1 protein-coding gene is annotated in these 926 nt (G+C 21.7%); it reads left to right on the top strand.

The window, feature by feature from the left end:
• The first annotated feature begins 255 nt into the window (after positions 1–255).
• Entirely contained in the window at positions 256–447 is a 192-nt protein-coding gene (locus ACEXNK_RS17495; protein ID WP_373601496.1) for a hypothetical protein, read from the top strand.
• The last annotated feature ends 479 nt before the right edge of the window (positions 448–926 follow it).

The following is a 926-nucleotide window of genomic DNA, read 5'->3' as shown; positions in this document are numbered from 1 at the left end:
TAACCTACTGTTTAATTTTCAAAGTTCATTTTGTGTTTTTCGTTTTGCCCTTTTCTTAAGGACAAGTAATACTATACCACCTTTATTTATTAAGGTCAATACTTTTTTAAAACTTTTTTTAAAAACTTTTTTATTTATTTAATTTATTAACTTTTCTATAATATATTGCTCTTTATTCCACAATTTTATACAAGAATATATATATTATAAATTGGCAAACTATATTAAATTCATATTAATTAAGGAGTTGATATAATGCCAGATTTTAATCATCTTAAAGAATTATATGAAGATGGATTTAGATGTATTTATTATGATTCTCAGCCTGATTTTCATAAAATTTATTTAAAAAATTTTGATAGTGAAAAATCCACAGTAATCGAACTAAAAAATACTGAAGATTTTAACCAGTTTCAAAATTATATAAGTGATTTAAAAATGCAATAAAATAAAGGAGCAAATGCTCCTTTATTTAGTAACTATAACTTTTTTTAATAATTTTAGTAATTGGTCTCTATCTATTTCTTTTTCTTTTTTGTTTGACTTATATTCGTATAAATTGACCACTTTGGCAACAGATTTACTCATTCAAATCACTTCCTAATAAGATTATTGATTGTATATTACTTAATTCTATATATAGGTCTAATTTCCTCCTATAAAAACTAAATTTTACAAAATACAATATATTTTACTGTATTTATATCATTTTTTAGATAAATTTGCTGAAAGTTATTATTTTTTTAATTTCATTTTAAAATAATAGCTTTTTATTTATATTTAAATTATTAACTTTAAAATAAATTTTAATCAATTATAATTAAAATTTATTTTAATATATTTTTACGCATAAAAAAAAGATTACGCGGCTACGTCCTACTCTCCCAGGCAGCTTCCCACCAAGTACCATCGGCGCTAAAGAGCTT

Source organism: Paraclostridium bifermentans, assembly GCF_964259345.1.
GTDB classification, from domain to species: domain Bacteria; phylum Bacillota; class Clostridia; order Peptostreptococcales; family Peptostreptococcaceae; genus Paraclostridium; species Paraclostridium bifermentans_B.
This window is presented reverse-complemented; position numbering and strand designations above follow the sequence as displayed.